This is a genomic window from Cyclobacteriaceae bacterium, from assembly GCA_013141055.1.
Lineage (GTDB): Bacteria > Bacteroidota > Bacteroidia > Cytophagales > Cyclobacteriaceae > ELB16-189.
In genome coordinates this window covers 1,544,070-1,570,098 of record JABFRS010000001.1, presented here as the reverse complement: position 1 = coordinate 1,570,098, position 26,029 = coordinate 1,544,070, and the positions used below count along the sequence as shown (strand labels likewise).

The 26,029-nt window shown below is 41.8% G+C and carries 23 protein-coding genes; 12 read left to right on the top strand and 11 right to left on the bottom strand.

Translation table 11 applies throughout. From position 1 onward, the window contains the following. Position 1: 1 nt before the first annotated feature. The 5 genes from HOP08_06945 to HOP08_06925 form a co-directional block, all read right to left on the bottom strand. Positions 2–1,570: a beta-lactamase family protein gene (locus tag HOP08_06945; GenBank protein NOT74648.1), complete on the bottom strand. Its 1,569-nt coding sequence runs from the start codon at positions 1,568–1,570 to the stop codon at positions 2–4. 40 nt (positions 1,571–1,610) lie between these two features. Further along, on the bottom strand, positions 1,611–1,991 hold the full coding sequence (locus HOP08_06940) for a hypothetical protein (protein NOT74647.1): 381 nt from the start codon (positions 1,989–1,991) through the stop codon (positions 1,611–1,613). A gap of 10 nt (positions 1,992–2,001) precedes the next feature. Then, positions 2,002–2,403: a cytochrome c gene (locus tag HOP08_06935; protein NOT74646.1), complete on the bottom strand. Its 402-nt coding sequence runs from the start codon at positions 2,401–2,403 to the stop codon at positions 2,002–2,004. A 70-nt stretch (positions 2,404–2,473) separates the two neighbouring features. Then, positions 2,474–4,642, bottom strand: coding sequence for a xanthine dehydrogenase family protein molybdopterin-binding subunit (locus HOP08_06930; GenBank protein NOT74645.1), 2,169 nt, complete (start codon positions 4,640–4,642; stop codon positions 2,474–2,476). A gap of 11 nt (positions 4,643–4,653) precedes the next feature. Beyond that, positions 4,654–5,133, bottom strand: a complete 480-nt coding sequence (locus HOP08_06925; protein NOT74644.1) for a (2Fe-2S)-binding protein — start codon at positions 5,131–5,133, stop codon at positions 4,654–4,656. A 151-nt stretch (positions 5,134–5,284) separates the two neighbouring features. Between HOP08_06925 and HOP08_06920 the strand changes: the two genes are divergently transcribed. Both HOP08_06920 and glgP read left to right on the top strand, forming a co-directional pair. After that, entirely contained in the window at positions 5,285–5,698 is a 414-nt protein-coding gene (locus HOP08_06920; GenBank protein ID NOT74643.1) for a DUF2141 domain-containing protein, read from the top strand. A gap of 117 nt (positions 5,699–5,815) precedes the next feature. Then, positions 5,816–7,459: an alpha-glucan family phosphorylase gene (gene glgP, locus HOP08_06915; protein NOT74642.1), complete on the top strand. Its 1,644-nt coding sequence runs from the start codon at positions 5,816–5,818 to the stop codon at positions 7,457–7,459. Positions 7,460–7,466: 7 nt separating this feature from the next. On the opposite strand, the gene HOP08_06910 is transcribed toward glgP, so the two are convergent. After that, complete coding sequence (locus HOP08_06910) at positions 7,467–8,147, bottom strand: Crp/Fnr family transcriptional regulator (GenBank protein NOT74641.1); 681 nt, start codon at positions 8,145–8,147, stop codon at positions 7,467–7,469. Between the two features lie 74 nt (positions 8,148–8,221). Between HOP08_06910 and HOP08_06905 the strand changes: the two genes are divergently transcribed. From HOP08_06905 to HOP08_06890, 4 genes are read left to right on the top strand one after another with little or no spacing between them, the layout of a single operon-like run. Then, positions 8,222–9,019: an MOSC domain-containing protein gene (locus HOP08_06905; GenBank protein NOT74640.1), complete on the top strand. Its 798-nt coding sequence runs from the start codon at positions 8,222–8,224 to the stop codon at positions 9,017–9,019. Next, positions 9,000–9,614 carry an SCO family protein gene (locus tag HOP08_06900; GenBank protein ID NOT74639.1) on the top strand — a complete coding sequence of 205 codons (615 nt, stop codon included), beginning with the start codon at positions 9,000–9,002 and terminating at the stop codon, positions 9,612–9,614. The genes HOP08_06905 and HOP08_06900 overlap by 20 nt, the downstream gene beginning before the upstream one ends. Further along, positions 9,611–10,027 (top strand): cytochrome c, encoded by a 417-nt coding sequence (locus HOP08_06895; GenBank protein NOT74638.1) that lies wholly within the window; start codon positions 9,611–9,613, stop codon positions 10,025–10,027. Before HOP08_06900 ends, HOP08_06895 begins: the two co-directional genes overlap by 4 nt. Positions 10,028–10,078: 51 nt before the next feature. Continuing rightward, positions 10,079–11,134 (top strand): potassium channel protein, encoded by a 1,056-nt coding sequence (locus tag HOP08_06890; protein NOT74637.1) that lies wholly within the window; start codon positions 10,079–10,081, stop codon positions 11,132–11,134. Positions 11,135–11,258: 124 nt separating this feature from the next. On the opposite strand, the gene clpB is transcribed toward HOP08_06890, so the two are convergent. Continuing rightward, entirely contained in the window at positions 11,259–13,877 is a 2,619-nt protein-coding gene (gene clpB / locus HOP08_06885) for an ATP-dependent chaperone ClpB (GenBank protein ID NOT74636.1), read from the bottom strand. Positions 13,878–14,084: 207 nt separating this feature from the next. Between clpB and HOP08_06880 the strand changes: the two genes are divergently transcribed. Further along, on the top strand, positions 14,085–15,908 hold the full coding sequence (locus tag HOP08_06880) for a glycosyltransferase (GenBank protein ID NOT74635.1): 1,824 nt from the start codon (positions 14,085–14,087) through the stop codon (positions 15,906–15,908). A gap of 26 nt (positions 15,909–15,934) precedes the next feature. Further along, on the top strand, positions 15,935–16,471 hold the full coding sequence (locus tag HOP08_06875) for a hypothetical protein (protein ID NOT74634.1): 537 nt from the start codon (positions 15,935–15,937) through the stop codon (positions 16,469–16,471). Between the two features lie 17 nt (positions 16,472–16,488). Here HOP08_06875 and sdaAA read toward each other — a convergent pair whose 3' ends face one another. Beyond that, positions 16,489–17,394: an L-serine ammonia-lyase, iron-sulfur-dependent, subunit alpha gene (gene sdaAA, locus HOP08_06870; protein NOT74633.1), complete on the bottom strand. Its 906-nt coding sequence runs from the start codon at positions 17,392–17,394 to the stop codon at positions 16,489–16,491. A gap of 251 nt (positions 17,395–17,645) precedes the next feature. Here sdaAA and HOP08_06865 point away from each other — a divergent pair, with 251 nt between their 5' ends. Then, a complete protein-coding gene (locus tag HOP08_06865) occupies positions 17,646–19,022 on the top strand; it encodes a M20/M25/M40 family metallo-hydrolase (GenBank protein NOT74632.1) in 1,377 nt (458 codons plus the stop codon). A 3-nt stretch (positions 19,023–19,025) separates the two neighbouring features. On the opposite strand, the gene HOP08_06860 is transcribed toward HOP08_06865, so the two are convergent. The 3 genes from HOP08_06860 to ndk form a co-directional block, all read right to left on the bottom strand. Beyond that, the gene (locus HOP08_06860) at positions 19,026–19,901 is read right to left on the bottom strand and encodes a nuclear transport factor 2 family protein (GenBank protein ID NOT74631.1); all 876 of its coding nucleotides are present in this window, start codon (positions 19,899–19,901) and stop codon (positions 19,026–19,028) included. A gap of 127 nt (positions 19,902–20,028) precedes the next feature. After that, entirely contained in the window at positions 20,029–22,902 is a 2,874-nt protein-coding gene (gene gcvP / locus HOP08_06855) for an aminomethyl-transferring glycine dehydrogenase (GenBank protein ID NOT74630.1), read from the bottom strand. 124 nt (positions 22,903–23,026) lie between these two features. Beyond that, positions 23,027–23,446, bottom strand: a complete 420-nt coding sequence (gene ndk / locus HOP08_06850) for a nucleoside-diphosphate kinase (protein NOT74629.1) — start codon at positions 23,444–23,446, stop codon at positions 23,027–23,029. Positions 23,447–23,576: 130 nt separating this feature from the next. On the opposite strand from ndk, the gene HOP08_06845 reads away from it, so the two are divergent. From HOP08_06845 to HOP08_06835, 3 genes are read left to right on the top strand one after another with little or no spacing between them, the layout of a single operon-like run. Next, the gene (locus tag HOP08_06845; protein NOT74628.1) at positions 23,577–24,596 is read left to right on the top strand and encodes a bifunctional oligoribonuclease/PAP phosphatase NrnA; all 1,020 of its coding nucleotides are present in this window, start codon (positions 23,577–23,579) and stop codon (positions 24,594–24,596) included. A 39-nt stretch (positions 24,597–24,635) separates the two neighbouring features. Next, a complete protein-coding gene (locus HOP08_06840) occupies positions 24,636–25,493 on the top strand; it encodes a hypothetical protein (GenBank protein ID NOT74627.1) in 858 nt (285 codons plus the stop codon). A 9-nt stretch (positions 25,494–25,502) separates the two neighbouring features. Then, entirely contained in the window at positions 25,503–26,024 is a 522-nt protein-coding gene (locus HOP08_06835) for a hypothetical protein (protein ID NOT74626.1), read from the top strand. The last annotated feature ends 5 nt before the right edge of the window (positions 26,025–26,029 follow it).

The following is a 26,029-nucleotide window of genomic DNA, read 5'->3' as shown; positions in this document are numbered from 1 at the left end:
TTTATTTGTCAGCAACTTCCAGATCCAGCTGCTGAATCAAAGGAGTTTTTTCAGGTGTCAGAGTAAAGAATACAAGGATATTCTTTTCCTCACATTCGATGACAAACTTTCCACGAAGCTGATTCTCAGGTATCAGCTTACCAACGCTTATTATCTTCCCCGCCTTCATCAACATTTCAGCACTCGTTGCTTTTCGCGATTCCAAAGAAAAATCCATAAAGAAGTTCTCAGCAAATAAATTCATTTTATTTTCAGGCCATGTTTGAATGCTTTCTACGATTTCTTTTTGTCGTTGCTCCAGGATCGAAGAAACAGGAAGCACTCTTGGTTGAAGTTTGGCTATGTATACAAGTGTATCGAGCGCTGCTGCATTCTGAGAGCCCAATCCACCGTATGTCAGATTACTGAGTGACACGATTCCAATTCCGTAATCCGGAAAGAATCTCCACTCACTTCCATATCCGGGTAAGCCGCCTCCATGACGAATGGATACTGTTCCATTACAATCTTTTCTATATCCTAACCCATATCCATAACCTCCGATTGTCGGACATAAATTTCCACTTCGGGTTTTGAAATTTGAAAGCAGTGCACCAAATCTTTGAAGCTGATGCATTTCCCGTAAGGAACTTCTCTTTAGAACAGGAGACTCATCTTCGTTGCGGGGAGGCCATGCCGACAAATGGAATTGCACATACTTGCTGAAGTCTTCAATGGAACAAATTAAACCTCCCATTGCGCCGAAGATGCCATCATGTAATATGGGTTCTTCTTTGAATGTATTGTCTTCCCAGCGATACCCAAGTGCCAATTGCTCTTTGGGAACTTCCGTAAACTCCCAACGGGTATCATTCATCTGTAATGGTTTCAAAATGTTATCATTGATATACTGCTGATATGGCTGACCAGAGACTTTATTTACAATGAGTCCGAGCATTCCGAATCCGAGATTGCTGTATTCGTATGTAAGCCCCGGAGCATTGGAGAAAGAGATTCCTTCATTAAGCAAAGCAATCAGATCTTCGTTTTTATCTGCCAGTTGACGATCTCCCCAAGGATTGTCTTCCGGGAATCCTGCTGACATCGTCAACAGATGTTCAATTGTCATGGGCTGTGAATCCTGAGTGAGGTAACTAACCTTGCTTACTTCGGGGATATATTTTGAAACAGGATCCGTCAGACTCAGCTTTCCCTCATCTCGAAGACGAAGAATGGCAACAGCTGTAAAGCTTTTCGTCATGGAAGCAATCCTGAAGTTTGTTTTTGAAGTGGTCTGGGTCATCATTTTGACATCAGAAACTCCGAATGCATTGGAATAAATTAACTGTCCATCTGCTACAATGCCGAAGGCTATCCCCGGGAAATGATTCTTTTCAAAGTAATCATGAAAGATCTTGTCGATGGCGGGAAATGCTGCCTTCATTTTTTCGATTCGATCTGTATCCGTAAAGGTGGGAGCAAGATAAGTGTCTGTGAAAGAGACTTTAGAGGCAGGCTGATCTGTTTTGGAATTTGTGCAGCTGAATAATGCGCAGCTGATAGCAAAGGCGTAGCCTACATGAATTTTCATAGCATAGTGTTAGTGGATCTAAAATACGGAAACGAAGTCGTTATTCTTCCTCTTCGTTGTGTGCAAAGAATTGAATATGAAGATGCTCTCCTTCATATCTTTTGAAATGCATGATATCGCCAATTTGCTTGGTGCTGTAGTGACTTGGCAAACAATGTACGATCAGAGTGTCACCAGTCTCCATTACAACGCGGGCAATCCACTGCTCTTCCTTTTGAGTCTGGATGAAGTAGTTTGTTCGTATTGTTCCGCCATAAGGCCCGGCAACATTTGTTCCCTTTTTGGCTACGAATAATTTTTCGACAATTACCCCCTGCATATGAGAGGGTTTTGAATTCAGGATATCATTGGCGAAAAAAATGGCAATGGCCGCCAAAGCAGCAAATAATATTAAAGGCAGTGCCGATTTGATTTTCTCCATCGCGATTAGATTATTTGCGTTCTGCTTTCACCTGTTCGACTGTGACTGCTTCTCCCTTATTACCAAACGAATTTCTTACGTAGTTTAAAACATCGCTTACCTGTTGATCTGTCAGATCAATTGCAATCATGTCTGAATTATAGATTTTACCATTTACTTTAATCTCTCCTGATACGCCTTTTATGATCTGTTGAATCGACCTTTTCTTATTGGCCATCAGGTAATCAGATTTTGCAAGAGGAGGGAAGACATCTTCCATTCCTTCACCTTTCTCCATATGGCAGGTAATGCAGTTGTTCCCATAAACTTCCTTACCTCTGGCAATGCTGGACTTTAAGTCAAATGGTTTTTGAAAGGAGAAAAAACTTCCAATAACAAGGGCAACAAGAACTGCAGGGATGATCTTTTTCATGAGAAAGGGAATAAGTTAGTGTTGAAGTGCTTAACCTTCAGGTGGCACTTCAACACTGGACTTCCTAAACTTAAATATCTTCCAGATTAAAAGGAAGCACTCTGATTCTTTTTCCTGTCAGGTCACAGATGGCATTTGTGAGCGCGGGAGTAAAAGGTGGCAATCCTGGCTCACCTACACCGCCTGCTTTCTCGTCATTGTCCATTATATGAACTTCAATTTCGGGAATGTCAGTGATGCGGGGCATCTGATAAGTGTTGAAATTTTTCTCAACAGCTTTTCCGTCAACGAAGTGCGTAGCGTGTTTTACGGCAGCACCTAATGCCATGACGATGCTTCCTTCCACCTGCGCGCGGATGATATCGGGATTGACATACCAGCCGCAATCCATCACCGCCCAGACTTTATCAATCTTTACTTTGCCGTCAGCCTTTTTCGAAACTTTAACGACCTCACCTACAATGCTGGTAAAACACTCCGTGATGGCTACTCCATAACCTTCATTCTTTCCACGTTTTTTCCAACCGCTTACTTCTTCCAGCTTTTTGATCAGATCCTGATAACGGGGTTCGCCAGCATGTTGCTTGCGGAAATCCATTGGATCTTTTCCGGCTGCCAATGCCATTTCATCCAGGAAACTTTCCAAAGCAAAAGCATTTGTTGAAGCGTAAACAGATCTCCACCACATAACGGGTATAGGCGATTCAAGTGGAGTATCTCCAAAACTGTAATGAGGAATTGAGTCAAAGTATGGCTCAAGCAAACCTTCTGTTGTGCTGTTGTTGTAATTGGACTTATCAGCGTTGGGATTTTGTGTACTCATGTTCTGTCCGGCCATCTTCGTCTCAAATGCTGCGATCGATCCACCTTTGCTTAATGCTCCTTTGCATTGATACACCATTCCAGGACGAAAAGGTCCAAGTGTTGTATCATCTTCACGGCTCCAGATAACCTGAACTGGTCCTTTGATCTCTTTTGAGATCATGGCTGCTTCAAATGGATAATCAGTAAAAGCTTTGCGACCAAAGCCACCTCCAAGAAAAGTCATATTAACTACAACTTTATCCATCGGTAATTTTAATGCACCTGCCAGATTTCCCTGAACCCAATCGGGTGCCTGGATTGGTCCCCATATTTCGCATGCATCTGCTGTTACATTAGCAATGCAATTCAGCGGCTCCATACAGCTGTGCGATTCGTACGGTGTTTCATAAAGAGCTTCCAGTTTTTTTTCTGCTTTCGTGAAAGCAGCATTGAAATTGCCCTTTGTTTTGAAAGAGATGACATCACCCTTCAGCTGCTCTTTCATCTTTGTGTAAAGCTGCTCGGTGCTGTGATAGGTGAATCCGGAATCATCCCATTCTACCTTCAGCACTTTACGTCCTTGCATCGCGGCCCATGTATTATCCGCTACTACCGCCACACCTTCAAACATATTTCCGAATGTGTCGCGTGTTACTTTAAAAACATGTTTAACACCAGGGACTTTTTTCGTTTCCGTATCGTCAAAACTTTTCACCTTCCCAACGAAGCGCGGATTACGCTCTACCATAGCATACAGCATACCCGGTAGTTTTTTATCCAGTCCGAAAATGGCGGTGCCATTGGTTTTGAGAGGAGTATCCTGACGCGGCATGGACTTCCTCAATATTTTATAATTCTTTGGATCCTTTAATGCTATCTCTTTTGGCGGTTCAAGCTTTGAAGCTTCTTCTACCAGTTCGCCATATCCGAATTTTTTGCCGCTTGGTTTATGAATGACAAATCCGTTCTCGGCATAACATTCTGATTTTGCTACACCCCACTTTTTGGAAGCAGCTTCGATCAGCATCTCACGTGCCGTAGCACTGAGCCTTAATAGTTTTTGATAGTTGCCACGAATCGTTGAGCTACCTCCAGTGACCTGGCTTCCATATTTCTTGTTATTACCCTGGGCAAAAATGATATGAACTTTGTTCAGATCCACTTCCAGTTCTTCTGCAATGATCTGTGGTACCGATTGAAAAGATCCTTGTCCCATCTCCGCACGATGGTTGGTGATTGTAACTTTACCCGTTGTATCAATGCTTATCCATGCATTAAGATCGATTCCCAGATTTTCCTCAGATTCAGGGGTAATAATTCCAACAGTATCTTTTCCTGAAGCAGGGAAATAAAGTCCCAGCGTCAACGCCGCACCAGAAAGACCTCCGAGCTTGATGAAATTTCTGCGCGATAAATTTTTATTAATGGTTTCCATAATGAATCTCTTTATTTAGCGGAGGCTTTTTGTGACATCAGAACAGAAGCAGTTTTAATGGCTTTACGAATGCGCGGATATGTTCCGCATCTGCAGATATGACCTTGCATGGCTGTATCAATGTCTTTGTCAGTTGGATTGGCGTTGCCTTTTAACAAAGCAGAAGCAGCCATGATCTGACCGCTTTGACAATAACCACATTGAGGAACCTGCTCCTGAATCCAGGCCACCTGAACCGGATGTGAATTGTCTTCCGATATGCCTTCAATAGTTGTAATGTTTTTATTTGCTGCGACAGAAACGGGAATTGAACAGGATCGAATTGGTTTCCCCTCAAGATGAACGGTGCAGGCGCCACATTGAGCAATGCCACATCCGTACTTGGTGCCGGTAAGTCCTACAACATCGCGGATCGCCCAGAGCAAAGGCATCTTGGGATCGGCATCAATTGTGTAAGCTTTGTTGTTGATTTTTAGATTTAAAGAAGCCATGTTAAATAGTTAAAAAAGGATACTAAAAATAATCAATCAGGCGCCAAAAAACTTGTTAATGGCTTGTTAACTGATCACTTGACATGGATGGCATAATAAATGTATTAACCCTGTTGTATCAAAACCTCCCAGACACCATAAATTGGAACAAATGAACCATATCCTTGTACTCTTTGGACTCTTTCTAAATATACATTTGATGTTTGCGCAGGATTTGGAAGTTGAGATTAAGAATGTTAAAAATTCGAAAGGTGTATTGATGGTAGGATTATTCAACAGCGAAAAGACTTTTACAAAGGAGATATGGAAGGGAAATACCCCAAAGGCGGCAGAGGGCAATATGAAAGTTGTCTTTAAAAATATTCCTGCCGGAGACTATGCGGTTTCTGTTTTTCATGATGAAAACGGTGATGGAAAGCTTAATGCCAATCTTATTGGAATTCCGAAAGAGGGTTTTGGATTTTCCAATGATGCGATGGGAAAGTTCGGGCCACCATCTTTTGAAAAAGCAAAAGTGGTGATGCCATTGAAAAAAACGGTCATAATCACAATGAAATACTTGTAAAAAAATACCATTCATCATATTTCAAACGATTGCATTTCTACTTTTTAAATTCGTATAATAATTGAGTCGCCTACTTTACTGTGGTTTTACTAGTTTGGCAGCCTTTTAAAATACCCCATGAATCTTAGTGAACTGTTTCCTTACGCGTTTGATAAAAAATTCTCAAAACCGGTTGCCTATTTCTCGATGGAGTTTGCCATCGATCAGTCACTGAAAATCTATAGTGGAGGACTTGGCTTCCTTGCGGGCTCACACATGCGCAGTGCATTTGAGCTGAAGCAAAATTTCATCGGCATCGGGATCCTGTGGAAGTATGGATACTACGATCAGGAAAGAAATCGCGATGGTACTATGAAGGCAAGCTTCATTGAAAAGAACTATTCTTTCTTAGTTGATACCGGCATTGTATTTCCGATCACTATACATGAGCACGTTGTTCATGTAAAAGCCATGTTGCTCAAACCCGAGGTATTCAATACTGCACCGCTGTTTTTATTAACAACAGATTTACCTGAAAACGATCACCTTGCTCAAACCATTACAGAACGATTGTACGATCCTCATGAAAGTTCGCGTATTGCTCAATCTAATCTTTTGGGATACGGTGGAGCAAAGTTGCTGGACATCCTGGGTCGTGAAACAGAGATCTATCACATGAATGAAGGACATGCGTTGCCATTATGTTTTCATCTATGGAATAAGTATAAAGACATTAACGAAGTAAAGAAACGTGTTGTATTCACGACGCACACACCCGAAGTTGCCGGCAATGAAGAGCATGCGGTTACCGTTTTGGAAGGCATGAGTTTCTTTGATGGCGTTTCGAAAGAGGATTACATGACACTGATTGAGCCTGAGAGTAAAGTGCTTAACTATACACTTGCGGCGCTTCGCATGGCGAAAGTTGCCAATGGTGTATCGCAATTGCATGGACAGGTATCCCGCGATATGTGGAAGGATTTTTCAAATATCTGCGAGATCAAAGCAGTTACGAATGCTCAGAATCATACTTATTGGAAAGATAAGAAGCTTGAAGGTGCATTAGAGAAAGATTCAATTGATGCAGTAACCAAGCGTAAGAAGGAGATGAAGCGTCGCTTGTTTGAAGTAGTGGCTAATCAATCCGGAAAAAGATTTGATGAAAATGTTCTGACGATTGTATGGGCAAGAAGGTTTGCTGGGTATAAAAGAGCTAACCTTTTAATGAAAGACCTGGATCGCTTTCTCAAGATAGTTAATAACACATCTCAACCGGTTCAGATCATCTGGGCAGGAAAACCTTATCCGGGTGATACGGGATCGATTGAAATATTCAATGACATTTACTGGAAAACGAAGGCGCTTCCTAACTGCACAATATTAACTGGGTATGAACTTGGCTTGTCTGCATTATTAAAGAGAGGCTCTGATATATGGTTGAACAATCCGAAGCTTTACCGTGAAGCATCAGGCACTTCAGGAATGACAGCGGCTATGAACGGAAGCATTAATTTTTCCATTCCTGATGGTTGGGTTCCGGAATTTGCCAAGCATGGAAAGAATTGCTTTTCTATTGATGCTGCCGATCGCGCCTTGCCGGAAATTCAACAGGATGTGATTGAGGCGGAGCGGATGTATGATGTTCTGGAAAATGAAATCATTCCAATGTATTACGATAAGCCTGACAAATGGTATAAGATTCTTCGTCAAAGCTGGAAAGAAGTTATTCCGGAGTTTGATTCAAATCGCATGGCAGAGGAATACTATGAGAAGATGTATTAAGATCTCTCTATTTTAGAGATCCAAGGTCGCGTATTAAGATCCTTCTTCTGTCAAAGTTGATCAGGTTTTGATCTTTCAGCTCATTTAGAATTGTGGTTACAGTCTGACGGGAAGTTCCGGTCAGTGATGCGATATCTTTATGTGTAAGCCGGGTAGGAATCAATGTTTCAAATCCGACTTTCCTGCCTTTCCAGGAGGCGGTGTCTTTCAGGAATTCAATAATGCGCGTGCGTGCATCTTTAAAGACAAGTAATTCCAGTTTTCGCTCAAGCTTGATCAATCTCAACCCCACAAGCTTCAGCATTTTGAAACTTAGTTCCTGATTTCCATACATCAGTGCTTTGAGATCTTCGATGCTCAATGGGCAAACTGAAGTTTTATCATCCATGGATTGGGCAAAGTCGCGACGTCTTTCTTCGCCAGCCAATGCGAGTTCGCCAAAGATCTCTCCCGTAGAAAGAATGGCATTGATTACTTCCTTCCCATCTTCAAGATAATGTCCAATGCGCACACGTCCCTCAGCGATCATATAGATGTGTGTTGCCACCTCATCAGGGAAATAGATGAATTCATCTTTCTTGAAGAAGTGAAAAGTGTGCTTATCGCCCATCACTTTCACTTTATGCGGACACAGCACGTCGTAAAGGTCGACGCTTTCAAAATACCAGAGTGCTGATTCCTTACCCATTCCTTAAATTCTTTCTTTCTCTAAAGTTAATTCTGATCTTTGTTGTATAAAGACTTTACAACAGGTTTTGTTTCATGAATAAACGCATTCTTACGGAAATATGGATTTACCCCGTGAAATCGCTGGGTGGAATCAGGTTGAAATCCTCTCAGGTAATGGGAAAAGGTCTTCGATATGACCGAAGATGGATGCTTGTGGATGAAAATAATATGTTCATGACACAAAGAATTTGCCATAGTATGGCACTATTCAAGTTGTCTTTTGTTGAGAACGGATTTAAAATTCAATTCAAAACAGATTCTCATATCCTGCCACTCCATCATCAGGTAATAGATACCCCGTTGGATGTTCAGGTTTGGGATGATCGGATGAAGGCTTTTGAAGTGAGTGAAGAATCAAGCCGATGGTTTTCTGAGCGCCTGGGACTGAATTGCAAATTGGTTTTTTTTCCGGAGGAGAATCAGCGGCTTATTGATGAGAAGTTCAGAGTAAATAATGAGCAGGTAAGTCTTGCCGATGCTTATCCACTGCTCGTTGTGGGGCAATCTTCATTGAATGATCTCAATGAGCGTTTGGAAGACCCTGTTCCGATGAATCGTTTTCGTCCCAACCTGGTCTTTACCGGGGGAGAAGCTTTCGAAGAGGATCAATGGAAAGATTTTACAGTAGGTAGTAATCGGTTTGTAGGAATCAAGCCATGCGCAAGATGCATTCTTACAACCATCAATCAGGACACTGCTGAGAAGGGGAGAGAACCTTTGCTGACACTTTCCAACTATCGCAAAAGAGACAGTAAAATATATTTTGGATTGAATAGTGTTCCGGTTGATCAAAATGAAATAAAAGAGGGAGATGAAATTATTTTTAAATAGTGCCCAGTTTTTGATGTTTGGCTTTTTACTTCTGGCTTGTGGTCAGAAAAAAGAAGCGCTTCCTATTTTTGGCGAAAGGATAGTGGAGGGAACGGATACCGTGTATCATAAAATTGCGCCGTTTAGTTTTACTGATCAGGATAGCAATGTGATCACAAATGACACATTCAGGGATAAGATATACGTTGCTGATTTTTTCTTCACCACCTGCCGCACGATTTGTCCGATCATGAAAACGCAGATGTTAAGGGTTTATGAGGCAACGGAGAAAATGCCGGATGTTTTAATTCTGTCACATACCATTGATCCGGAATACGATACAGTGGCGCTGCTACGCGACTTTGCGGGAAGACTTGGAGTGGAAAGTAATCGCTGGCATTTTGTCACAGGTGTTAAGGATTCAATTTATAAAGTTGCCCAGACCAGCTATTTCGCAACAGCAATGGAAGACAAGACAGTTCCGGATGGATTTATTCATAGCGGAGCTTTTCTTTTGATTGACAAGAAGGGCAGGATCAGAGGAAAGTATGATGGAACAAAGGAAGATGATGTTGACCGCCTGGTAGTTGACATTCAAAGATTGCGCGAGGAATGAGATCTGCTATTCTTTTCTTCTTTACGCTTTTAGTGTTTATCACCTCGTGTTCCGATGCCGATTCTAAATTCAAACAATACTTTGTTGAGGGAGAGCAGCTCTATCTTAATAACTGCAGCAATTGTCATCACAAGGATGGAAAAGGACTTGGTTTAGTATATCCGCCTTTGTCACCTTCAGATTATATGGATAAGAATTTCGATGAAGTTCTATGTATGATGAAGAACGGTAAAACGGGAGAGATGATTGTGAATGGCAAGTCTTATCATCAACCAATGCCTGGGGTTACGGAGTTAACAGAACTCGAAATAGCTGAAATCGCTACATATATTTATAATAGCTGGGGTCATGAAAAAGGTATGATTGAAATAAAACAAGTTACCAACGCCCTTCAAGCCTGTCCTGCTCAGTAATTTTGTATTCTCAACTCTTTTCCTTTAGTTTTCGAATTCTTTGCAACCCCTATGAAGCAACCGAATTATCGCAAGGCCATCCTTACCGTGCTTCTATTGGTAGTAGTTTACGGCTCTTTTATTACATTATTATTAGATCTCGAATCAGGAGAGCCTGATAGCAAAATCAATACGCTTCAGGATGCAATGTGGTATCTGGTGGAGACACTGACTACTGTCGGATATGGTGATGCTCTGCCGGTAACTTACTGGGGCCGGATGATTGGCTTTGTTTTCCTGTTGTCAAGCTTGGGTGTATATGGTTTTATTATTGGACAGATCGCAAATTTTATGAGCACATTGAAAGAACAAAAAGAACTCGGCCTCAATGGTACGCAGTTCAAAAACCATGTGGTGATGATCGGATGGAATGAATTTGGCCAGTCAGTGATTAGTCATTTGGTGGCAGCCGGCCGGCAAGTTGCGATTATTACGAAAGACCGCGCCAGCATTGACATCATTCGTGAATACTATCAACAGGAAACAGTTTACATCCTGTACTCAGATTACAATAATTTTGAACTACTTGAAAAATCAAATCTTAAGGAAGCTTCTGTCGTTTTCATCAACCTGAATGACGATACTGAAAAGCTTGTTTATATCATTAACATAAAGAAGCACTTCAGTGACCTGAATTATGTGGTAACCCTTGATAATGGAAATCTTAAGAGCACTTTCGTGAATGCTGGCATCACCTATGCGATTTCCAAGAATGAAATATCCTCCAAGCTTCTCGCCAGCTATATCTATGAACCTGATGTCGCTATACTCAGTGAAGAAATCATTGCTTTCGCGCATGAGGATCATGAGTACGATATGAAGGAATTCCTGATCATGGGTTCAAATCCACTTATCAACATGCCTTACGAGAAAGCATTTTTTGATTTGAAAAAGCAATGTAATGTTGTTCTTATTGGAATTGTAAAAATTACCAATGGCAAACGAATCATGCATAAAAATCCGGAAGGCAATATGGTTATCAATGGTGGTGACTATTTGCTAATGCTGATGGATCGAAAAGGCCAGGATAGACTCAAGAAAGTATTCCATATTGAGGAAGGAGTATAGACTGATATTAAAAAGAAAAGGGCACAGCTCCTCAGCTGTGCCCAACCCCTTGCCCACTTTGCATGATGCAAACGCAGACCAAAAAACTCTCAGCCCTGCGGCTGAGCAACACAAACCAACTTCACTATTTTAATGCCGCTTCAGATTCAGTGTTGATGAACTCAAACTCGACATCGTTCTTCATATCAACGTGAATCACTGCGTCTTTATTTATTTTTCCTGCCAGAATTTGTTTCGACAGCTCGTTTAATATTTCCCTCTGTACAACTCTCTTCAAAGGCCTTGCTCCGTATTGAGGATCATACCCCAATTTGGCGAGACGATCCAAAGCTGCTTCTGACACCTCTAGTTGAATTCCTGATTGTCCAAGCCTCTTTTTTATCATATCTACCTGGATTCCCACAATCTTCCTCACATCCTTTTTTACCAGCGGTCGGAACATCACTATTTCATCGACACGATTGATAAACTCCGGGCGAACGTTCTGCCTCAATAACTGTAATACCTGCTCTTTAGTTTCCTCGATCACATCAAAATAATTCTCATCCGTGATTTTCTCGAAATTCTCCTGAATCAGGTGAGCGCCTGTATTCGTTGTCATAATAATAATTGTGTTCTTGAAATTAGCCACTCGACCTTTGTTGTCTGTCAGCCTGCCTTCATCCAGAACCTGCAAAAGTATATTAAAGACATCCGAATGAGCCTTTTCAATCTCATCCAACAGCACGACGGAATACGGCTTTCTTCTTACAGCCTCAGTCAATTGACCTCCTTCGTCATATCCAACATATCCCGGAGGTGCGCCCACGAGGCGACTAACACTATGACGTTCCTGATATTCACTCATATCAATGCGAACCATGGAATTTTCATCATTGAAGAGATATTCTGCCAATGCTTTTGAAAGCTCTGTCTTACCAACGCCAGTCGTACCCATGAATATAAACGAGCCAATGGGGCGCTTTGGATCTTGCAATCCTGCACGACTTCTTCTGACGGCATCAGATAAAGCGCGAATCGCTTCTTCCTGACCTGCCACTCTTTTTCCAAGCTCCTCTTCCAGGTTTAGTAATTTTTCCCGTTCGCTTTGCAGCATTTTTGAAACAGGAATTCCAGTCCACTTCGCCACAATTTCAGCGATGTCTTCACTATCAACTTCTTCTTTTAATAAAGTACCTGCGCTTTGCATGGATTTTACTTTATCCTGAAGGATTTGTAATCGCTTCTCGGCTTCTGTTATTTTTCCATACCGAATCTCAGCAACACGACCGTAGTCCCCTGCCTTCTCCGCTTGATCTGCCTCGAACTTTAATTTATCAATGGCTTCTTTTTCTTTTTGAATTCCATGCACAACTTCTTTTTCGCTCTCCCACTTTGCTTTCAGATCATTTCTTTTCTCAGAAAGCTCTGCGATGTCTTTACTGAGAACCGTTTCTTTATCGCGATTTTTTTCTCTGCGAATTGCTTCACGTTCAATTTCCAGTTGCATGATCCTTCTATTGAGCTCATCAAGCTCTTCGGGCATAGAGTCCATCTCAATCCTTAACTTGGAAGCAGCTTCATCCATTAAGTCGATAGCCTTGTCAGGGAGAAAGCGATCGGAAATGTAGCGATGTGATAATTCTACCGCGGCGATCACCGCATCATCTTTGATTCGAACTCCATGATGTAATTCATATTTGTCTTTTATACCGCGAAGAATGGAGATAGAATCGTCCGTTGAAGGCTCATCGACAATGACTGACTGAAATCTTCTTTCAAGAGCCTTATCCTTTTCAATATATTTCTGATATTCTTTTAAGGTAGTTGCACCAATAGCATGAAGTTCGCCGCGGGCTAATGCTGGCTTTAATAAATTGGCAGCGTCCATGGCACCTTCGCCACCTCCCGCACCAATCAGTGTATGAATTTCATCAATGAAGAGAATGATCTGTCCCGCTGAATCGGTAACTTCTTTAATCACAGCTTTAAGACGTTCTTCAAATTCTCCTTTGTATTTCGCGCCAGCTACAAGTAATCCCATGTCAAGGGAGACAAGAATTTTTCCTTTCAGATTTTCGGGAACATCGCCATTGACGATACGCTGAGCCATACCTTCTACAATGGCAGTCTTACCAACACCGGGTTCTCCCAAAAGTATTGGATTGTTTTTCGTACGACGTGCAAGAATCTGAAGTACTCTTCTGATTTCTTCATCACGCCCGATAACGGGATCGATCTTTCCTTTCTTGGCGAGATCGTTTAAGTTTTTGGAGTAACGTTCAAGTGATTTGTATTTTCCTTCTGCATTCTGATCCGTTACGCTTGAGCCACCACGAAGTTCCTGGATTGCTTTTATTAATTCCTGTTTGGCAAAGCCTGTATCTTTCAAAAGAGAAGACACTTTATCCTTTGTTGCGAGTAATGCCAGAAGCAAATGCTCGATGGAGATGTATTCATCTTTAAATTGACTTAACTCTTTTTCAGCTTGCGTTAAAACGGTATTGGCTGTCGGTGATAAATAAGGCTGAGATCCACCTGTTTGTTTTGGATAGCTTTTGAGAATTTCTTCCAGCTTATTTTCCAGAATGGTTCCATTGACATTTAATTTTTTAATGAGATAATCGACAACATTCTCATCGGTATCAAGAATCGCTCTCAGAATATGCGCTGGTTCGATCGCTTGTTGCTGACGTTCCGTCGCGATTTGAGCAGACTTCTGTAAAGCCTCTTGTGATTTTATTGTGAATTTTTCAATGTTCATATTGATATAGCCTCCACGTCCTTTCAGTCAAAATAATGGCCAATTCATATCTTATGACTTTTAAAGAAATTTTGTCCGGATTTTCTTTCGAAAACGATTGATTTGCGCCAAAATGACTTACTTTATCAGAATAATTGAAAGAGTGCTTCATAGTTTCATCACTATAGTTGGCTCAGTTTTTTATAATTTGATCGTATATCTCAAAGCATGGCTCAGGCAACTAAACCAAATGAATTTCCAAAATCACTTCTTGTTGAAGTTGCTTGGGAAGTTTGCAATCAGGTAGGAGGTATCTATACTGTTATTCGGTCCAAGGCTCCTGCAATGGCGGAGAATGTAAATGGATCATTTTGCATGATCGGGCCCTATATGGGAAAGAATATTCAGGCGGAGCTTGAGCCGTTGGATGATGTTGAGGATGTGTTTGGTCAGGCCGCCGCCAATTTGCGCAAGCGTGGCTATGATGTTCACTATGCAGAATGGCTGATTACCGGTAAGCCTCGTGTTGTCCTGCTCAATCCCAATGTTATTGAAGACAAAGCGTTAGGTGTAATTAAGTATTTGTTGTGGAAAAATTATGGGATCAGCACTCCTGAGCAGAATCCATTGATCAATCAGGTGGTTGCTTTCGCTCATCTCACAAAATTATTCTTTGATGAATTGGTAAAACTTTCAGATGGCACCTTGCCGATCATTGCTCATTTTCATGAATGGATGGCGGGATTGCCGATCCTGGATATCAAGAAGGAGAAAATGCCAGTAAAGACTGTCTTTACAACTCATGCAACTCAATTAGGGCGTCATCTTGCAATCAACTCACCGCTATTTTATGCTCACCTGCCGTTCTTCAATCATGAAACTGAAGCCAAAAAATTTGGAGTAGCTACTGAGGAATCAATCGAGTATGCCTGTGCCCAAAGCTGTGATGTATTCACAACAGTCAGTGATGTAACTGCCCGTGAGTGTAAGCATCTTCTGAAAAGAAAGCCGGAAGTAATTGTTCCAAATGGATTGAATATTGAAAGGTTTGAAGCGCTGCACGAGTTTCAAAATCTTCATGCTCATTACAAGAAGGAGATACATGAATTTATCATGGGGCATTTCTTTCAGTCCTACACTTTTGATCTTGATAAAACACTTTATCTTTTTACTTCAGGTCGATACGAATACAAGAACAAGGGATTTGATCTTACTCTGGAAGCCCTCTGGCATCTTAATGAAAAACTGAAAGCAGAGAAAGTTGATCTCACGGTGGTAATGTTCTTTATCACCAAACGGGAATTTTACAGTATAAAACCAGAGGTATTGCAGTCACGCGCAATTATGGAAGAAATCCGTCAGACGTGTGAGGCGATTGAGAAAGAGATCGGAAAGGGATTATTTTACGCATCCACCACTCGTCAGGATAACCGACTTCCGAATCTTAATGATTTTGTAAATGACTATTGGAAACTTCGCTATCGCCGAACGATTCAAAGCTGGAAAAACAACAGGCTGCCATTAGTGGTAACGCACAAGCTTGTCAATGAAGAGAATGATGAGATATTACAGTTTCTGGTAAGAAGGAACCTGTTGAACAGACCGGAGGATAAAGTGAAAATCGTTTACCATCCTGACTTCATTACTTCTACTAATCCATTGTTTGGAATGGATTACGGACAATTCGTAAGAGGCTGTCACCTTGGAGTTTTCCCCAGCTACTACGAACCGTGGGGATATACTCCGCTGGAGTGTATGGCAAGCGGAGTTCCTTCTGTAACGAGCGACTTGTCTGGATTTGGTGATTATCTGACGCACAATTTTCCTGACTATGAAAAGAACGGAATGTTTGTGGTGGAACGAGGCAAAAGGACATTTGACTGGAGCGCGCGCCACCTTGCTACTTCCCTGTATAAATTTATTACGCAGTCGAGACGTGAAAGGATTATGCAGCGAAACAACGTAGAGAACTACTCTTCCGCATTTGATTGGAAGACATTGATCAAGCACTATCGTCAGGCCTATGAGTTGGCGGTTCAGCCAAAGTCTTGATACAAATAATGAGACATTAGCGATTCATGGGAGAAGAATTATTGAAAGCTGTTCCGGTATACCTGCTGAGCATGCTCAAATTTATTTTTGGACCCATCACTGGGTTTGGTGCAAAGCTTCATATTATAACCACAGTACTCGTGACGATTGGTGGAATGATGACTAGCGTTGTGGCTGTTACTTATTTTGGTGAATGGATCAAAACCAGGGTTATCGAAAAAATGAAGAAATGGTCCTGGGTTAAGGCTGCTAAAAGTTTCTTACGAAAAATTGGCATCTGGTTCAAGTTAAATGTCTATCGTAAAATTTTTAAGCGAAAGCGAAAAGCAAAAGCCAAGGATTATTCGGAGTTCTGGAAAAAGTATGGCTTAACGGGTATTGCTTTTTTTACTCCACTTTTTCTAACGCCGATTGGCGGTACGATTCTCGCTTTGAGTTCCGGATACACGAAAGAAAAGATTTTATTTTACATGCTGATCAGCGCAGTGTCCTGGGCTTTGATCTTTAGCAGCATCATTTATTTTGTAGGTGCGGAGGTGATTCCTGATTTTATTACACCGTGAGGCTCTAGTAAAAGTCTTTAGTTCACGCCTTCATCCGGCAGCATTTCAATATCCCTTATCAAAACTTTCTTTGCAATACGTTGGGCGGTAGGCGTGGCAGCCAATCCACCAAGTGCTGTTTCCTTATACCGTGTTTCCATGCTTGCGCCGATTTCACCCATAGCAGCAATCACTTCGTCTACAGGAATAACACTACTAACATCAGCAATGGCAATTTGAGCAGAGCTATTGGCGATTGCGGCGGCGCTTGCATTGCGAACCACGCAAGGAACTTCAACTAAACCAGCAACCGGATCGCAAACAAGTCCCAGCATACACTGAACGGTAATGGCAACAGCATTGAAAATCTGATCTGTATTACCATCAAGACAATAAACTATGCCTCCTGAGCCCATGGCGGCGGCCGTTCCTGTTTCTGCCTGACAACCACCAACCGCTCCAGAGATAGAAGCCTTTTGTTCCATGATCAAAGCAATACCAGCAGCGAGCAACATTGCTTCAAGAATTTTTTTATCAGATACATGATGTATTTCCTGAAGAGTGTACAGAACTCCTGGCATGATGCCACTGGCTCCGGCTGTGGGTGCTGCTACAATTCTTCCCATGCAGGAATTTACCTCCTTGGCAGCGAGAGCCCGTGAAATTAAATTCTGAAATTCTTTTGAGAGAACGGCGGTAGGATACCTGTAAACTTTCTTCGCTCCATTATTGATCATTCCGGAACGCGAAATCATTTCCTCTTCCAATCCTGTGCGAACGGCATCTTTCATGACGGTCCATGCAGTTCCGAGCTGTTCCCAGATTTGATTTTCGGTCCTTCCTTTCTGCGTTTGCTCATATTCCAATACAACCTGTACGAGAGATAGTTTTTTCTCCTCGCTGTATTGTTTCCACCCCTCAAAAGAATCAAACAAAAAAGCCATATCTGTACGAAGTTAATGCTTTGAAAAGGTATTACAATTTTGACGTAAGGAAAGTTCTTGAGAGCCTGCTTAGTCAATTTTGAAATGTGATATAACAAGTATCAGTTTTTACCTTTCCGCCCTTTCTCGAAATGCAGCATTTGACGCATTCAATTCATTTGTCAGATTTTAATCTGACCTTATTGAAATTTCTTTATTTTTGAATTCGTCCCTAATTATTTAGGACATTCTATTTCTGTCATTTTAAAATCATTATGAAAATCCTCATCACTCTCCTCTTTGTTGTCCTTTTACAAGCGGGCTTTGCTCAAACAAATGACGAAGCTTCTATTCGTCAAATTTATAATGCAGCACTGGAAGATGGAAAATCGTATTCCATGCTTGAGTATTTAACAACAAAGATCGGCCAACGCCTTAGTGGTTCGCCAGGAGCGGCGGCAGGAGTAGAGTGGAGCAGACACGTGATGGAAGATTTTGGATTTGATTCCGTATGGCTACAGCCTGTGATGGTGCCGCATTGGGTTCGTGGTCAAAAAGAAATTGGGAGAATCGTCAATTCGAGAAAGATGGGGACGGTAGAACTTAATGTATGTGCGTTGGGGGGATCTATTGGTACTGGTCCTGCAGGAATTGTAGGTACTGTGATCGAAGTAAAAAGCTTTGAAGAGTTGGCGCAGCTTGGGATTAAGAATATTCAGGGGAAAATAGTTTTTTTCAACAGGCCAATGGATCCAAAACAGGTAGATGCATTTGATGCTTACAGTGGTGCGGTGAATCAACGTGGAGGAGGTGCCTCGGAAGCATCGAAGTATGGTGCAATTGCTGTTATTGTTCGCTCCATGGGTATCAACAGTGAAGATTATCCTCATACAGGTGGTGTGCGTTACAATCCTGCCGTTGCAAAAATTCCTGCTATTGCTGTGGCAACAAAGCATGCAGATCTTTTGAGCAAAGCTTTAAAAGATGATAAGACACTTCAGTTTTATATAGAATCACATTGTGAAATTCTTCCGGATGCTCCTTCTTTTAATGTGGTAGGGGAGATCAGAGGTGGTGAATATAAAGATGAGATCATTGTTGTGGGTGGTCATCTTGATTCATGGGATCTTGCCCAGGGAGCACACGATGACGGAAGTGGTGTAGTTCAATCCATCGAGGTGTTGCGAATATTCAAGACGATGGGCTATAAACCCAAGCGGACCATTCGTGCAGTCATGTTTATGAATGAGGAAAACGGTTTGCGTGGTGGATTGAAGTATGCGGAGCTTGCAGAAAAGAATAATGAGAAGCACATTGCTGCAATTGAATCAGATCGCGGCGGATTCACACCGAGAGGTTTCACGATGACCGCTCCTGATGCTGTAAGGAAAAAGATTCAAAGCTGGAGGCCTCTACTCGAACCATACGGACTTTACGATTTTGGCAAAGAAGGGGGTGGCGCAGATATTGGCCCGTTGTCGAAACAGGGAGTGCCAGTAATGGAATTACTTCCTGACTCACAACGCTACTTCAGCTATCATCACACTAAGGAAGATACGTTTGATAAGATTGATAAGCGCGAGCTGGAGCTTGGCGCAGCGTCAATGGCGGCGATGGTATATCTGATTGATGTCTACGGATTAAAATAGTCTTTAGTACGTCAGTACATCCAGCACAATTTTCCAATCTCCGGAATGTCTGACATTTGAATCACCTTCTCTCTTCCAGACACGGAAGTAGGTTGCGATTTTATTTTCAGTTTTTCCATTGGAATTTATTTCAATGACGGCCTTTCCATAAACGTAGCCAAGATCCCCTGAAGATGATAAATCACTTCCCATAGGTTCAACCTTTGATAATAATTCCGTTTCAGATAAAAATTTCTGCTTTTCCTCAGTGTTGACAAGGGCAAGTCGACCCGAATGGTTCAGACGTGCTTCTTTCGAAAGATATTTTTCATACGCTGATTTGACACCAGTTGACTGAGCGGTCAGAAATTTATTTTCTTCCACCATCATAGGATTACCGCTTATTATCGCTCTGGGAAAACCAGTAATTATTTTTGAGGTTGAAAGCTTGATCGAATCAACAGAAGGTCCTTTTTTATGAGCAATTCCAATATCTAAAACATTTTTCCAGCTACCATCCTTTTGTTTTTTCCAGATGGAATTGAATTCACCAAAAGCAACTGGCTTCTCATCCGTTTTATTCGCGCGAAATTCCCACGGTCCTGTATTGTAACCAAAATCTCCGGATGTAGCGATATCAGAAAATGCCACATCCCACTTCAGCCAACCATTTCCAATTTTTTGTTGTCTGATTTTTTCCTTACCGATGACAGGTCCTTGTGGGCCCGAAGTCACTGCATCTTCTGTGAGATAAAAAAGAAAAGCATCTCGCTGATTTTGATCCTTTGCCATCTTAGCGAAAGCACGTTCAGTATTTATCATGGACTGAAGATCAGGATTCCCCTGCCCCTGGCAGATGGAAACGCTTAATAGGAGAAGAGCAATGAGGAGTGTTTTCATAATGGATCTTTAACGAAAGGAACAACTTCGGGTTTTAAGGACACTTACCCGAATGACGTGATTTATAAAAAAATATCCCTGCAAATTGCTCTGCAGGGATATTTTCATTTTTTGGCATTTTCAAAGTTTACTGATATTCTTCAATCGGAAGACAGCTGCAAACAAGATTTCTATCTCCGTAAGCATTATCAATGCGGGCAACGCTTGGCCAGAATTTAGCATCCTTTACGAAAGGAAGTGGATATGCTGCCTTCTGTCTTGAGTATGGAAGCGTCCACTCATCGGCGGTAATGACTGCTGCTGTGTGAGGAGCATTTTTTAATACGTTGACTTCTTTATCAGCCTTACCTTCTTCAATCTCACGGATTTCATTTCTGATCTCAATCAATGCGTTGCAGAATTTATCAAGCTCCTCCTTTGGTTCGCTTTCTGTCGGCTCGATCATCAATGTACCAGCTACAGGGAATGAAACTGTTGGTGCATGGAATCCATAATCCATCAATCGTTTTGCAATGTCTTCAACTTCCACTCCGGACTTTTTAAAGTCACGACAGTCAACGATCATCTCATGAGCACAACGTCCCTGAGATCCTGTATAGAGAATCTTATAATGACCATTCAGCTTTTCCTTAATATAGTTTGCGTTAAGAATAGCAAGCTTTGTTGCATTTGTTAATCCTTCTCCGCCCATCATTGCGATGTATGCATAAGAGATTGCAAGAATACTTGCGCTTCCCCATGGTGCTGCAGATACTGCTGTGATTGCCTGTTGGCCGCCTGTTTTTACAACAGCATGTCCTGGAAGAAATGGTTTCAATTTATCATTCACGCAGATAGGTCCCATTCCTGGGCCACCTCCACCGTGTGGAATACAGAAAGTTTTGTGAAGATTAAGGTGACACACATCAGCTCCAATGTTAGCGGGAGATGTAAGTCCGACCTGTGCATTCATATTTGCACCATCCATATACACAAGACCGCCATGAGAATGGATTGTCTCACAGATTTCAACAATAGATTCTTCAAACACACCGTGAGTGGAGGGATAAGTCACCATCAAACAGGAAAGCTTGTCTTTATATTGTTCCGCTTTAGCTTTCAGATCAGCAACATCAATTTTTCCTTCTTCATCTGATTTTACGACAACAACATCCATTCCTGCCATTACCGCGCTCGCAGGATTCGTTCCATGAGCAGAAGCAGGTATCAATGAAATATTGCGATGCATGTCACCGCGATTCTGATGATAAGCGCGGATCACCAGTAAGCCAGCGTATTCACCCTGAGCTCCACTATTAGGTTGGAGAGAAACTCCTGTAAATCCTGTGATCTCTTTTAACCATTCTTCCAGGTGCAGAATCATTTCACTGTAACCTTTTGCCTGATTAGCAGGTGCAAAGGGATGTATCTGACCAAGCTCAGGCCATGTAACGGGAATCATCTCAGCGGTTGCATTCAGCTTCATTGTACATGATCCTAATGAGATCATCGAATGAACCATAGAAAGATCTTTGTTCTCAAGCTTCTTAATGTAACGAAGCATTTCATGTTCGCTATGATGAGAATTGAAAACAGGATGAGTTAAAAATGAAGAACTTCTGATCAATGGTGAGGGCCATGAAACTCCTTTGCTCTTTGACCAGGATTCTGCAGAGACAGAGGTTTTATGTGCAGCAGAAGCAATTACTGACAGAACCTTATTGACATCATCTACCGAAGTGGTTTCATCCAGGGAGATGCCGACATGTCCATCCTGAAAATAACGGAAATTGAGTTCATGATTTACGGCTTCACGTTCAATAGCGTGAACATCTTCAACTGAAATTTTTAAAGTGTCGAAGAAATACTCGTTCACTTGTTTTAATCCCATTTCTTTTAATCCATTATCAAGCATAATGGCAAGACCATGAATTCTTCCGGCAATCTTCTTCATGCCTTCTGGTCCATGATATACTGCATACATTCCTGCCATCACTGACAATAGAACCTGTGCAGTACAAATGTTTGATGTAGCCTTCTCGCGACGAATGTGTTGTTCGCGTGTTTGAAGTGCCATGCGATATCCATGATTTCCCTTTGCATCGATCGAAGCTCCGATCAGACGACCAGGGATTAACCTTTTAAACTCGTCACGGGTAGCAAAGAATGCGGCGTGAGGTCCGCCAAAACCCATAGGCACTCCAAAGCGTTGTGAAGATCCCACAGCAATGTCAGCGCCCATTTCTCCTGGAGACTTCATTAATATCAGACTCATAAGATCTGTACCCATCACTACAAAGACTTCTTTCTCATGAGCAGAAGCAATGAAGTTTGTAAAATCTTTTATTGCACCGTTATTGTTTGGATTTTGAATGTATACTGCAAACAAATCGGCATCCGTAACATCAAGTTTTTCAATATCACCGATGATCAGTTCAATACCTAATGGACCAGAACGTGTCTTTAATAGATCGATCGTCTGAGGAAATACATTTTTATCTACAAAAAATTTGAGAGCATTCTTCTTGTTGTTCTTGCGGGAAGCATACAACAAGTGCATAGCTTCAGCAGCAGCAGTTGCCTCGTCAAGTAAGGAAGCATTAGCGATTTGCATACCGGTAAGATCGATTACCATTGTTTGAAAATTGATCAAAGCCTCCAATCGACCCTGGGCAATTTCAGCCTGATAAGGAGTGTAGGCTGTGTACCATCCCGGGTTTTCGAGAATGTTTCTCAGAATCACTCCCGGAGTGATGGTGTTATAGTATCCTGTTCCCAGGAATGATTTGAAAATCTTATTCTTGGACGCGATTTTTTTAAACTCTTTCAGGAACTCAAATTCAGATTTTGCTGGTGGAAGGTTTAGTGGATTCTTCAACCTGATATTGGCCGGAACGGTTTGGTCAATCAAAGCATCGACTGATGGAGCTTTAACAACCTTCAGCATCTCTGCGATCTGCTTTGCGTCCGGTCCGATATGGCGGGATTCGAATTTTTCTGAATAGTGAGGATTGATGTTCATATATAGAGAAGAAGATTGATACTGGTTCAGTAAACAAAATTTGCCACGATCCGTTCGGGATGCGTGGCAAATAAATAACAGGAAAATGGGCTATGCCCAATCAAAGAACGATCAGAAAGCAATATTAAAAGCGCTCGAACTGAGAGAAGAAGAAATTAGATTCTATCTCAGCATTGGCATCAGAATCAGATCCGTGAATGGCATTTGCATCAATTGATTTTGCAAACACAGCACGAATAGTTCCTGCCTCAGCTTTTTTAGGATCGGTTGCACCGATGAGCTTACGAAAATCTTCCACAGCGTTATCTTTTTCAAGGATCATGGGAACAATTGATCCGGACGACATGTAAGAAACAAGTTCCCCATAGAATGGGCGCGCCTTGTGAATTTCATAAAACTTACCTGCCAGCTCTGCTGAAAGGCGTGTTTTTTTCATGGCAATAATTTTAAAACCAGCAGCCTCGATCATTTTGGTAATGCCTCCGGTATTTCCGGCAATCACCGCATCGGGCTTAATCATGGTAAAGGTTCTGTTTCCTGACATTTTTATTGAGTTTGAATGGTTGATTTTCGGGCGCAAAACTATCAAAAGAAGGCAAGAAATCAGTCATTGGTCTCCATAATAGATTCCTTCATTGCAATAGCCCTCATTTATTTTCATTTTTGCCCCCCTGATGGAAAATATCCAGGCTTTCAAAGCCCTTATTAGCGCTCCCAAAAACGTGATCATCATCACGCATTTCAAGCCAGATGCTGATGCATTGGGTTCTTCGCTTGGATTGTCAGGATTTCTTAAAAAGAAAGGTCATAAAGTGACAGTCATTTCCCCAAGCGACTATCCAGCGTTTTTATTGTGGATGCCTGGAAATGAAGATGTAATTGCCCTTTCTAATGAGTCTGAGGAGCCTTTCAAAAAGGCGAAGGAAGCTATTTCCAAAGCTGAAGTTCTTTTTTGCCTTGATTTTTCAAGCCTTTCAAGGATCAACTCACTGTCGGAAAGTATAAGAAATGCAAAAGGGACAAAGGTTCTGATCGACCACCACCTTGAGCCAGAGAAATTCGCGGATTTTGAGCAGTGGGATCCAACAGCGGCCTCCACCGCAGGCCTGGTATTTCAGCTGATCGAACAATTAGGAGAGAAAAATCTTGTCGACTCTGATATTGCCAACTGTCTATATGCAGGAATCATGACAGATACGGGTGGATTTCGTCATTCCAATACAACTCAAACGGAATTTTTGATTGCTTCAGAACTCACAGGACGTGGAGCAAATCCAAGTGATGTTGCCAAACAGGTATACGACACGAACTCTTTTGAGCGTTTGAAACTTACCGGATTTGTATTAAGTCAGAAACTTCAGGTTTTACCACAGTACAATACAGCCTACATCATGCTGACGTCACAGGAGCTAAAGCAATTTGGTTCACAGACGGGAGATACAGAAGGTTTGGTGAACTGGGGCTTATCGATCAAAGGCATTAAACTTTCTGTTCTTATGTACGATCGCAAGGAAGAAATTAAATTATCATTCCGTTCGCTTGGAGATTTCTCTGTGAACGAAATGGCGCGAAAACATTTCGAAGGAGGAGGACACAAAAATGCATCAGGTGGGATGTCCAGACTTTCACTGGAGGCAACCCTGCAGAAATTTTTATCCATTCTCCCGGAATATGAATCAAAATTAAAATCGTAGAACTAGTTATCATTTAAAACCAAATACAATTTAAGCACCATGAAATTTTCTTATTTATTAATAGCTGCTGTTATCCTGTGCAGTGCCTGTTCAAAGACGCGCAAAGCTCCAAACGGGCTTGAGATGGAAGTTGTGAAGGATGGGGATGGCAAATTTGCTGAACCTGGTCAATTCATCGTGATGAACATGCTATACAAGGATTCCAAGGATTCTGTATGGGCTGACACACGCAAGCGTGGAATACCTCTTATTATTCCAGTAGGAGACACTTCTCTTATCAAATCTGAAAAGGGAATTGAAAGCACTTTCCGTGTAATGAAAAAAGGAGATAGTCTTTTGTTCAAGATGGATGCAAAGACATTGTTTGATGGTCAGCCGATGCCGCCAACCATTAAGCCTGACGAAAAACTGACATTCCTTTTTGGTATTATCGAAATAACAGATCGCGATGGTGTTAATAAATTGCAATCTGAGTTTCAGGCTAAGGAAATGGAGAAGAGCAAGCAATTGGCCAATGCTCAGCTGGCTATTGATTCAGTTGCGATCGATAACTATCTCGCTGAAAAGAAAATTGTTGCTCTGAAGGCAACCAGTGGCGTACGCTATGTTATTCATGTGCAGGGCACTGGAGAGAAACCTTCTCTGTCTAGTACGGTGATTGCAAAATACAGAGGAACACTTTTGAGCGATGGTACCGAGTTTGATGCGGGACCTCTTGAATATCCTTTGGCTGGTCTTGTTAAGGGATGGCAGATTGCTTTTCCTTTATTAGCGAAAGGAACTAAGGCAACTATTTACATTCCATCCAGCCTTGGTTACGGAGCAACAGGTGCACCTCCAAATATTCCAGCGAATGCTAATCTTGTTTTTGAAATTGAGTTAATAGATTTTAAATAGACGATTGTCATGAGAAGGATTATTCAGTTCGCTTTCATAGGACTTTTTGCAGGGTTATTCAATTGCAGCACAGATGCCTTTGTTTGTATCAAGGATGTTGCGCAAGCAAGATTGGATGCAGTGCCAAAAACTCAATTGGCGACAGATATTCAAAGAATTGATAATTATCTGACCGCCAATAATATTGTTGCTATTCAGGATCCTACTGGTCTCAGATATCAGATCATCTCCCAGGGTACAGGTCAATCTCCATGCGTGAATAGTAAGATCGCGGTGGCCTATTCCGGAAGGGTTCTTCTTAATACGGGGGTTCTTGCCGGAACAACCTTTGACTCAAGCACGGGTGCGACGTTTACCTTATCGGGATTGATTCTCGGCTGGCAGATCGCATTCCCCAAATTGCCAAACGGAACTACTGCGAAATTGTATGTTCCATCAGGATTGGCCTATGGATCAGTTGCCCAAGGCACATCGATTCCTGCCAATTCCGTTCTTGTATTCGACGTAGAATTACTGGCGTTCCAAAACTGAGAATG

What these genes read in the sequence shown, in the direction of transcription:
- sdaAA (NOT74633.1), bottom strand. Translation starts at nt 17,394, where the DNA reads ATGGCTTTTTTGTTTGATTCTTTTGAGGGGTGGAAACAATACAGCGAG.
- HOP08_06910 (NOT74641.1), bottom strand. Translation starts at nt 8,147, where the DNA reads ATGGGTAAGGAATCAGCACTCTGGTATTTTGAAAGCGTCGACCTTTAC.
- HOP08_06900 (NOT74639.1), top strand. Translation starts at nt 9,000, where the DNA reads ATGAAATTATTTTTAAATAGTGCCCAGTTTTTGATGTTTGGCTTTTTA.
- HOP08_06875 (NOT74634.1), top strand. Translation starts at nt 15,935, where the DNA reads ATGGGAGAAGAATTATTGAAAGCTGTTCCGGTATACCTGCTGAGCATG.
- HOP08_06925 (NOT74644.1), bottom strand. Translation starts at nt 5,133, where the DNA reads ATGGCTTCTTTAAATCTAAAAATCAACAACAAAGCTTACACAATTGAT.
- HOP08_06940 (NOT74647.1), bottom strand. Translation starts at nt 1,991, where the DNA reads ATGGAGAAAATCAAATCGGCACTGCCTTTAATATTATTTGCTGCTTTG.
- HOP08_06845 (NOT74628.1), top strand. Translation starts at nt 23,577, where the DNA reads ATGGAAAATATCCAGGCTTTCAAAGCCCTTATTAGCGCTCCCAAAAAC.
- HOP08_06935 (NOT74646.1), bottom strand. Translation starts at nt 2,403, where the DNA reads ATGAAAAAGATCATCCCTGCAGTTCTTGTTGCCCTTGTTATTGGAAGT.
- gcvP (NOT74630.1), bottom strand. Translation starts at nt 22,902, where the DNA reads ATGAACATCAATCCTCACTATTCAGAAAAATTCGAATCCCGCCATATC.
- HOP08_06890 (NOT74637.1), top strand. Translation starts at nt 10,079, where the DNA reads ATGAAGCAACCGAATTATCGCAAGGCCATCCTTACCGTGCTTCTATTG.
- HOP08_06945 (NOT74648.1), bottom strand. Translation starts at nt 1,570, where the DNA reads ATGAAAATTCATGTAGGCTACGCCTTTGCTATCAGCTGCGCATTATTC.
- clpB (NOT74636.1), bottom strand. Translation starts at nt 13,877, where the DNA reads ATGAACATTGAAAAATTCACAATAAAATCACAAGAGGCTTTACAGAAG.
- HOP08_06930 (NOT74645.1), bottom strand. Translation starts at nt 4,642, where the DNA reads ATGGAAACCATTAATAAAAATTTATCGCGCAGAAATTTCATCAAGCTC.
- glgP (NOT74642.1), top strand. Translation starts at nt 5,816, where the DNA reads ATGAATCTTAGTGAACTGTTTCCTTACGCGTTTGATAAAAAATTCTCA.
- HOP08_06880 (NOT74635.1), top strand. Translation starts at nt 14,085, where the DNA reads ATGGCTCAGGCAACTAAACCAAATGAATTTCCAAAATCACTTCTTGTT.
- HOP08_06920 (NOT74643.1), top strand. Translation starts at nt 5,285, where the DNA reads ATGAACCATATCCTTGTACTCTTTGGACTCTTTCTAAATATACATTTG.
- ndk (NOT74629.1), bottom strand. Translation starts at nt 23,446, where the DNA reads ATGTCAGGAAACAGAACCTTTACCATGATTAAGCCCGATGCGGTGATT.
- HOP08_06905 (NOT74640.1), top strand. Translation starts at nt 8,222, where the DNA reads ATGAATAAACGCATTCTTACGGAAATATGGATTTACCCCGTGAAATCG.
- HOP08_06895 (NOT74638.1), top strand. Translation starts at nt 9,611, where the DNA reads ATGAGATCTGCTATTCTTTTCTTCTTTACGCTTTTAGTGTTTATCACC.
- HOP08_06840 (NOT74627.1), top strand. Translation starts at nt 24,636, where the DNA reads ATGAAATTTTCTTATTTATTAATAGCTGCTGTTATCCTGTGCAGTGCC.
- HOP08_06860 (NOT74631.1), bottom strand. Translation starts at nt 19,901, where the DNA reads ATGAAAACACTCCTCATTGCTCTTCTCCTATTAAGCGTTTCCATCTGC.
- HOP08_06835 (NOT74626.1), top strand. Translation starts at nt 25,503, where the DNA reads ATGAGAAGGATTATTCAGTTCGCTTTCATAGGACTTTTTGCAGGGTTA.